This is a genomic window from Bernardetia sp. (assembly GCF_020630935.1).
In the GTDB taxonomy this organism is placed as follows: Bacteria; Bacteroidota; Bacteroidia; order Cytophagales; family Bernardetiaceae; genus Bernardetia.
This window is the reverse complement of sequence record NZ_JAHDIG010000105.1, coordinates 1-9,310: the sequence shown is the minus strand read 5'-3', so window position 1 is coordinate 9,310 and position 9,310 is coordinate 1. Positions and strand designations below refer to the sequence as shown.

Annotated in this window: 5 protein-coding genes; 4 read left to right on the top strand and 1 reads right to left on the bottom strand. The window is 35.0% G+C overall.

The window, feature by feature from the left end:
* The coding region (locus QZ659_RS19270; RefSeq protein WP_291728489.1) for a SpoIIE family protein phosphatase at window positions 1-3,867 on the top strand (3,867 nt) is incomplete at its 5' end.
* Here QZ659_RS19270 and QZ659_RS19265 read toward each other — a convergent pair.
* Complete coding sequence (locus tag QZ659_RS19265; protein WP_291728486.1) at window positions 3,864-4,013, bottom strand: hypothetical protein; 150 nt, start codon at window positions 4,011-4,013, stop codon at window positions 3,864-3,866. The two genes, QZ659_RS19270 and QZ659_RS19265, sit on opposite strands and share 4 nt — an antisense overlap.
* 58 nt (window positions 4,014-4,071) lie before the next feature.
* Between QZ659_RS19265 and QZ659_RS19260 the strand changes: the two genes are divergently transcribed.
* The 3 genes from QZ659_RS19260 to QZ659_RS19250 all read left to right on the top strand — a co-directional run.
* The gene (locus QZ659_RS19260) at window positions 4,072-5,910 is read left to right on the top strand and encodes a cation:proton antiporter (protein WP_291728484.1); all 1,839 of its coding nucleotides are present in this window, start codon (window positions 4,072-4,074) and stop codon (window positions 5,908-5,910) included.
* Between the two features lie 15 nt (window positions 5,911-5,925).
* Window positions 5,926-7,842: a tetratricopeptide repeat protein gene (locus tag QZ659_RS19255; RefSeq protein WP_291728482.1), complete on the top strand. Its 1,917-nt coding sequence runs from the start codon at window positions 5,926-5,928 to the stop codon at window positions 7,840-7,842.
* Between the two features lie 104 nt (window positions 7,843-7,946).
* The coding region (locus tag QZ659_RS19250) for a DUF58 domain-containing protein (protein WP_291728479.1) at window positions 7,947-9,310 on the top strand (1,364 nt) is incomplete at its 3' end.

Here is a 9,310-nt window from a genome sequence, read left to right as displayed (position 1 = left end):
GTTACATCAGCTCATGCGCTGATGGTAATGGTAAAGAGTTTGCAAGCTCAAAATGCACCTGTGAGTTCGATTGTGCTAGATAATTTAGGATATGAAGATATTGAAAAATTAGTTACAGAATCTTTAAAGGCACAAATTCTTCAAGTAAAACAGCTTTCTTACCTAATTTATAGAAAAACACATGGTAATGCCTTTTTTGCGACACAGTTTTTAGAGTCGTTGTATGAAGAAGGTCTATTAAATTTTGATTTAGCAACAAAACAGTGGCAATGGGATATTGTCAAGATTGAAGAAAAGAAAACGACAGACAATGTAGTCGAACTAATGACTGCCAAAATCGAAAAACTTCCTACTGATACACAAGAAATTTTGAAATATGCTGCTTGTGTAGGCGATAAGTTTGATTTGCAGATGTTGCGTGGAGTTAGTGGCTTTTCTTTAAAAGATATTTTTGATAGAATTTGGGTAGCAATAGAAGAAGGAATTATTCTTCCATTAGATGATGATTATAAGCACATTGCTATTCTTAGTGAAGACCCTGCTCTGGAAGAGCGAGTAAATGCTCGTTTTAAATTTTTACATGACAGAGTACAACAAGCTGTTTATTCTATCATTCCAGATAGTAGTCGCTTTGAGATGCACTACAAAGTGGGAAAGATAATAAAAGACAATACACCAAATGGAGAGTTAGAAAGCAAAATTTTTGACATTGTCAATCAACTAAACGTTGGTGTAGCCCTTTTAGAAGACCAAGAAGAACGCTACGAACTGGCTCGTCTCAATCTTATTGCAGGAAAAAAAGCCAAAGCCTCTGCTGCTTATGAACCTGCTTACGATTATTTTTATGCAGGAGTGGCTCTGCTAGATATTGTAGGTTGGACAGATGAGTATATTCTCGCCTTAAAACTTCACAATGAAGCTGCTGAAGCAGCCCATTTGAGTGGAAACGGAAATGGGATGGAGCAGTTTGTTGATGGAGTACTGACCAATGCAAAAGATTTTTTAGACACAGTTCCTGTTTATGATACCAAAATTCAGTTCCTTATTTCACAAGGAAAAATGAAAGAAGCTATCAAATTAGCTGTCAGTACACTCAAAAAACTTAAAGTTGGATTTCCACGAGCAGTTACTAAGGTTCATTTGTTGCGTGAGATTGTGCGTATCCGTGGGATGATGACAGGAAAGAAAATATTTGATTTGGCAAATTTGCCACGCATGGAAAATAAGAAAAAGTTAGCTGCCATGCGTATCTTGTCTGGAATCAGTTTGGCTGCTTATGTAAGTGGTTCTTCACTCTACCCAATGATTATTTTTAGACAGGTTCAGCTTTCTATCAGATATGGCAATGCCCATGTTTCTACGTATGCATACTCTTCGTATGGAATTATTTTATGTGGCGTACTCGGAAAACTTGATGCTGGGTATCGCTTTGGAGAACTTGCTATCAAACTTTTAGACCAGCATAATTCCGATAGATTTAAGGCAAGAACGTATATGGTTGCCAATGTAATGATTCGCCATTGGAAAGAGCCATTAGAAAATTCTCTTAAACCACTTATGAAAGCCTATCGAAAAGGCATTGATACAGGATTTTTCGAATATGCAGCGTTTTCTATTTTTATGTATGTCTATTACCGTTTTGCAACAGGTAAAGAACTCAATGAAGTAGAAAAGGAAGCCAATATGTATATTGGAGCAACCTACGATTTGAAGCAAATGAACCCATATCATAATATCAAATTGTTGCGTCAAACATTTTTAAGCTATTTAGGAAAAGCTGATAACCCTGCTATTTTGGAAGGAGAGGAATATCCTTTAGAGCTTCAACAAGAGATTTTAGGAGGAGGAAATACGGCTACGATATGTCTTCATTTCTTTATGAAAGCTAGTTTAGCCTACAATTTTGGAGAAATAGAAAAAGCATATAGCTATATTATCTTGACAGAAAAGTATTTAAAAGGCATCACAGCAACGGCTGGAGTACCTGTATATTATATGTACGATTCTCTAATTCATATTGCTATTTACCCGAGCTCTTCACTTTGGGATAGACAACGTATTTTGAGGCGTATTGCAAGAAATCAAGCCAAGCTATACAAATTTGCTAAGTTTTGTCCTTCTACCAATCTTCACAAATATTATCTTGTGGAGGGCGAACTGGCAAGAGTGAAAAACGATTACGAAAGAACAGAAAAATATTATCGACAAGCGATTGAAGCCGTTTCTAAAACCAATTTTATTCAAGAAGAAGCTCTGATAAAAGAACGTTTTGGTTTTTACTGGTCGCAAAGAAAGCAAGAAGATATTGCCATGATGTTTTTGCGTAAAGCATATTACGACTATCGTATTTGGGGCGCAAAAGGCAAGTTAGAGCAAATGCATGAGGTATATTCACATTATGTAAAACAAGATACTGTTAATAGCGATTCGAAACATTCTACTATTATTCCTTTGCACACAGTACATACTCATAATACATTTGAGGGAGCTACTACAACCATGATGACAACAAGTAAAATGTCTTCTAGTGGCTCAAAGAGTGGAACAAGTTTCTTAGATTTTGAAACACTCATGAAATCTACTCAGACGCTTTCACAAGAAGTCAATTTTGAGGAACTGATGCCAAAAATGATGCGTGTAGTAATGGAAAATGCAGGAGCTGAAAAAGCATTCCTAATTCAGAACCACGATGGAGAATTATTTATAGAAGCAAAAGGAGACCTAACACAGACCAGTTCGACAGAGTTTTTGCATCAATCTGTCGAAGACGACACGAATCTAGTACCAAGAACACTTATAAATTATGTCGTCAGAACTGGGCAGCCTCTAGTATTGGATAATGCAACAGGAGATGAAAAGTATGCTAATGATTCGTATATGAAGCAATTCCAGCCAAAATCGGTACTTTGTTTTCCTGTTATGCGAAAAAATGAGTTGTTGTGTTTATTTTATTTAGAAAATAATTTGGCAACAGGTGCATTTACGCCAGAGAGATTACAAACACTCCAAATGCTTTCTACACAAGTGAGTATTTCTTTAGAAAATGCTCAGCTCTATCAGAACTTAGAGGAAAAAGTAGAAGAACGAACAGTTGAGCTACACGAAAAGAATAAGCGTATTACAGATTCCATTCGTTATGCTCAAACTATTCAAGATGCTATCTTGCCAGCACAGAAAACGCTTAGAGATTTGTTTGCAGAACATTTTGTAATCTATCGTCCGAAAGATATTGTTTCTGGAGATTTTTATTGGGTTACACATGTAGAAAACTATACTTTTGCTGCTGCCGTAGATTGTACTGGACACGGCGTTCCGGGAGCATTTATGTCAATGGTTGGTAATACACTCTTGACAGATATTGTTGGTGTAAGGCGTATTTTTGACCCTGCCAAAATTTTAGAAATGCTTCACGAAGGTGTGCGTGCTGCTCTTCATCAGAAAGATTCTGACAATACGGATGGAATGGACGTTGGTCTTTGTAGAATAGAACGTCAAGAAAATTGGATAGAAGTTACGTATGCTGGTGCAAAACGTCCACTTTACTATACTTCTAATGGAGAAATAGAAAAACTCAAAGGCGATAATTTAAGTATTGGAGGAGTCGTCAAGAAAAAAGAGTATGTCTTTACAAATCAGAAAGCTGTATTGCTTGCCGAAGATGTAATTTATCTTACTTCCGACGGACTTGTCGACCAAGCTAATCCAGAAAAGAAAAAGTTTGGAACTACAAAGTTTGAATCGCTACTAAAGCAATTCCATGCAAGACCATTTAAAGAACAAAAGGAAATTCTCTCTAATCAATTAGACCAACATCAACTAGATGCAGAGCAGAGAGACGACATTACCATATTAGCATTAAGACTCTAACATTTTTTGTCTAAATTATTTTGCCTAAACCATTGAATCCATAATTCAGTGGTTTTTTTGATTAAAATACTTACTTGATATAAATCAGAATAAATAATTACTCCTGTTACAGAATAATAGAGAGATTGCATATTTTCCTTTTTCATTCATATATTTTTAGTATTTTTATTCTTTATACGATTTACAACCCTATCAAAATAATATATGCTCCAACTTGCAGGGCTTCTTGTGCTTGGTTTTTTAGCTCAATGGTTAGCTTGGCGTATCAAAGTGCCAGCCATTCTTCCTTTGATTATTGTTGGTCTTTTAGTAGGCCCTGTTTCTACACTCTTTACAGGTGATGAAGGTTTTTTTATCTCAAAAGGACCAAAACTTATAGATGGAGATGCTATTTTTCAAGGAAAAGTACTTTTTGATGTAGTTTCACTAGCTGTTGGACTTATCCTTTTTGAAGGTGGGCTTACCTTAAAACTCTCTGAAGTAAAAGTATTGGGAAAGGCCGTTCGAAATATTATTGTCATTGGCTCTATCGTAACAATGGCTGGAGGAACGGTTGCTGCTATGCTAATTATGGATTTTTCTGTCCAGACTGCATTACTTTTTGGCTCACTTATTATCGTAACAGGTCCTACCGTGATTGGGCCTATTCTTCGAAATGTAAAGCCTAATTTTAATATTACGACGATTTTGAAATGGGAAGGGATTTTAATTGACCCCGTAGGAGCTTTAATTGCCATCCTAACGTATGAATTTATTATCTCTGGAACAGGTGGAGCGCAAATTGGCTGGATAGCTTTCAAAACATTTGCTATCACGATTGCTGTCGGAATTGCTATTGGTTGGTTGATGGCGTGGTTTGTCAATTTTCTAATTATGAGAGAACTCATACCCAAATATTTACAAAATATTGTTTTACTAGGTTTGGTAATTGCAGCCTTTGCGCTCTCCAATTCTATTCAACACGAATCTGGACTTCTTGCAGTTACTATTATGGGAATGGCTCTTGTAAATATGAAAACTTCCAACCTTAAAGAAATTATTTCCTTCAATGAAGACTTAGTAATTATCTTGATTTCATTTCTGTTTGTTCTTCTCTCTTCAAGGATTGATGTAGTAGATATTGAGCTTGTCTTGACGATTAAGAGCTTTATTTTGTTTGCTGTTGTTGTTTTTGTCTTGCGTCCTTTGTCTGTTTTCTTGAGTACGTGGGGAACGAATCTTACCCTCAAAGAAAAACTATTTATTTCCTATATTTCCCCTCGTGGAATAGTTACGGCTGCTGTGGCATCTATTTTTTCTATTTCACTTTTTCAAAGCAAAGATTATATTATTCCATTAGATGAAGCCTCTATGCTTCTTCCATTGGTATTTTTAGTAATTGTTGGAACAGTAGTTTTACAAGGACTGACAGCCAAACCGATTGCCAAACTCTTGGGGGTTACACGTAAAGACCCTAATGGTGTTGTGTTTTTGAGTGCTGACGAATCGGCTCGTTTTGTAGCTAAAATTATTCAGAAATATAACATTCCAGTTTTGCTTGCTGATACATCAAAGGCAAATACTAGAGAGGCAAGTATGCAACAAATTCCTGTTTATGAAGGAAGTATTTTGAATGAAGAAGCGTGGGAAGAAGTAGATTTTGCCCAATACGGACAGCTTTGGGCAATGACACCTAATGCCGAAATAAATGCGTTGGCATGTAGAATAGTGGGCGAGGAATTAGATAAAGGTAAAGTATTCCGATTTATTTCCAATCGTGAACAAGAGACTTTAAACAAAGATGACTATCCTAAAAATATACTTTTTGAAGGAAGAGCAGATTTTATTACTTTTTCTCATTTTATCCGTAAAAATCCAAAAATAAAGGAAAAACAAGTCAATAGCCGTGAAGAAGTATTATCTATTTTAGATGCTGTAGAAAATAAAGGTAAAGTAATTCCTTTGTTTGTTATCAATGACAAAAACTTTATTGAGCCAGCACTAGCTGTTACCCCTTTAGAAGTAGGAAAAGAAAATACATTTGTATATTTAGAAATTGTATAGTCATTTTAGAGAAATATGCAAAACATAGAAAACTTACAAGAAAAACTAGACCTTGCCCAACGCTTACCTAATCCAAACACAAAAAACATTGTTGCTTTGGCTGTTGGGCTTGGAGAAGAACTATTTTTTATAGGAAAATCAAAAGAAGCCTATAAAGTAAGTGAATTGGTAGCTGATAACATTGATAAAATTACTGAAGAAAGAGAAAATCATCAGTTGAAAGGTATTGCCTATTCAAATCTCGGTTTTTTTGCAAGTTCGGCGGGTAACATTTCAAAAGGAATTGAATATTTAACTAAAGCAAAAGACTATTTAGAACCAATAAATAGCGAAAGTTTGGCAGATGTGTATGTGCGTTTGGGAAGTTTGAACTGGAATCTAGGAAATTATGATGAAGGTTTGAAATATACTAGAGAAGCTCTCATGCTTGCTGAAAAATATAAAAAACTCCGAACCCTTGGATTTTCAGCTTACCTTTTAGGAGGGTATTTTATTGATTTGAAAGATTATGAACAGGCTGAAAGATACTATAAACGTGCTTATAAATCCTTCGAAGAAACAAAAGAAAACAACGGAATAGGAAGAATCATCAACGGACTTGCCAATGTTCATTACTTAAAAGGAGAATATGATTTGGCTTTAGAAAATGCCTACAAAGCATTAGAAATACATACTGCACAAGACAATCAAAACAGTATTTCAAGAGATTATAATGATTTAGGAAAGTTCTACACAGTAAAAAAACAATATCAAAAAGCCTTTGAGTATTACGGAAAAGCTCTCAAAATTCGTTTGGAAAATAATTTTTATGCGGCAGCCGTAACAACACTTTATGAAATTGGAAAATTACATTTAGAATTAGGAAGTGGAAAAGAAGCTATCGTATTTCTTAAAAAAGCCTTAAAAGAAGCTGATAAACTAGATGCTAAGGCAAAACTTTTTAAAATTCATCTTTTGATGAGTGAAGCCTATAAGGAAGATAAAAATTATGAAAAAGCATTTTTTCACTTAGAAAAATACAATCAGATTAAAGAACTAGCATTAGGAGATGAAAATTCGGCTCGTATCAAAAACTTAGAAACACAGTTTGAAGCTGAAAAAGCAAGGCAAGAATCAGAAATCTATCGTCTTCGAAATATCGAATTGAGAGAGGCGTATGCTATGATTGAAGAAAAAAATAGAGATATTACGGCAAGTATAAATTATGCCCAACGCATTCAGAATGCTTTTTCAAGTAGAGAAGAGTTTAAAGAACTCTTTCCAAAATCATTTTTGATTTATGTTCCTCGTGATATTGTGAGTGGAGATTTTATGTGGACTACAAAAGTAGCAAATAAAAAAATATTGGTAGTAGCAGATTGTACAGGACACGGCGTTCCGGGGGCGATTATGACAGTCTTGGGAAGAACATTGCTGAAAAATATTGTAGAAGAAAGAAATATTATAGAACCTTCTCAAATTCTTTATGCCTTAGACAAGAGTGTTAGAGAGTCATTACATCAAGAAACCTCCAACACCAACGACGGAATGGATGCAGCTATTTTAGTTATTGATGAGGTTACTAAAAAAATAGAATTTTCTGGGGCAAAGCTGCCTTTAATTTTGGCTAGAGAAGGAAAAGTAGAGCGTATAAAAGGTTCTTCATTTGCCATTGGAGGAAAAAAACATAAGAGTAGAGAGAAAGAATTTCATACACATACATTAGACTTTCAGGAGAAAGACCGTTTCTTTTTGTTTTCGGATGGCTACCAAGACCAATTTGGTGGAAAAGAAAATCGAAAATTTATGTCTAAAAATCTCATCAAAACCATAGAAAAAAGTGTATATTTATCTTGTTACGAACAATATCCAATTTTGAAAGATACTTTTTTTGATTGGAAAGGCGAGCGCAAACAAACCGATGATGTGATTTTGGTTGCGATAGAGTTGTAACAAACTAGAAATTTTAAACAAGACTATACAAATTATAACTAGATTTTTTTTAAAAAAGCTGATTCTTTAAGGAAGAAAAAAATAGTTAGGCATCAAAAAAACCAATGATAGTTGCTTCATTCAATTATCCATTATTAATTATCAATTCGCTTATGTGGTCAATCATTAAAAATACTTTTCTTACCAATCGCTTTTTTTATGCCATTACGGCTTGTATTTGCCTATTTGTTACAGCCTTTTGGTTTCCTCCTTTGATGTGGATTGCTAAAATTGCTTTGGCTGGATTGGCTGTTTTGACAACAGCAGAAGGGATTATGCTTTTTCATCCTAAAATGAAAATTCAAGCAGAACGTCTTTTAAACCCAAAACTTTCTTTGGGCGACCCAAATCCTGTGCGTTTGGTGGTAAAGAGTGAATATCCTTTGCCAGTGGAAGTTGATATTTATGATGAACTGCCTTTTCAGCTTCAAGTGAGAGATTTTGGAATCAATACGACTTTAGAACAGGAAAAGCCAGAAGAAATTTTATATCATGTCAGACCAACAGAAAGAGGAGTTTTTAATTTTGGAGATATAAATTTTATAGCCAAAACAAAAATAGGATTGCTTCAACGCAGAGTAAAAGTTGATGCAAACTACGACACAGCCGTTTATCCATCAGTTATGCAAATGAAAAAATACGAACTGATGATGTTTTCGAATCTGAGTTTGCAAAATGGAGTTCGTAAAATACGCAGAATTGGACATAGTTATGAGTTTGACCAAGTAAAAAATTATGTGCGTGGCGACGATTTTAGAAGTATCAACTGGAAAGCGACTAGCCGTAGAAATGAACTGATGGTAAATCATTATGAAGATGAGCGTTCGCAACCTGTGTATTTGATTTTGGATAAAAGTCGTGTAATGAAAATGCCTTTTGAGGAAATGACTTTGTTAGACTATGCTATCAATTCTAGTTTGGTAATGTCAAATATCATTCTTCAAAAAGGCGACAGAGTAGGACTTATCAGTTTTGCCAACACACTAGATTCAAAAATAAAAGCCGAGCAGCGTTCAGGGCAGCTTGGGAAAATAATGGAATCGCTCTACCGACAAAAAACAGAGTTTTTAGAAGCCGATTACGATTTGTTGTATGAAGGTGTCAGAAGACTGACTAATGGTAGAAGTCTTCTTATTTTGTTTACCAACTTTGAGAGCATGAGCGCACTCAAACGTAATTTGCCTATGCTTCGTCGTCTGAATAAATTACACCTTTTAGTTGTAGTCTTTTTCCAAAATACAGAACTGACAGATTACTCTAATCTTCCAGTGAATGACTTGGAGGATATTTATAGCCAAACCTTAGCACAAAAATTCTTAGTAGAAAAACGTAGAATGGTCGATGAGCTTAGAAAATATGGTATTCAGTCGGTGCTTACTCGCCCAGAAGATTTGTCTGTCAATACGGTTAATAAATATATGGAACTGAA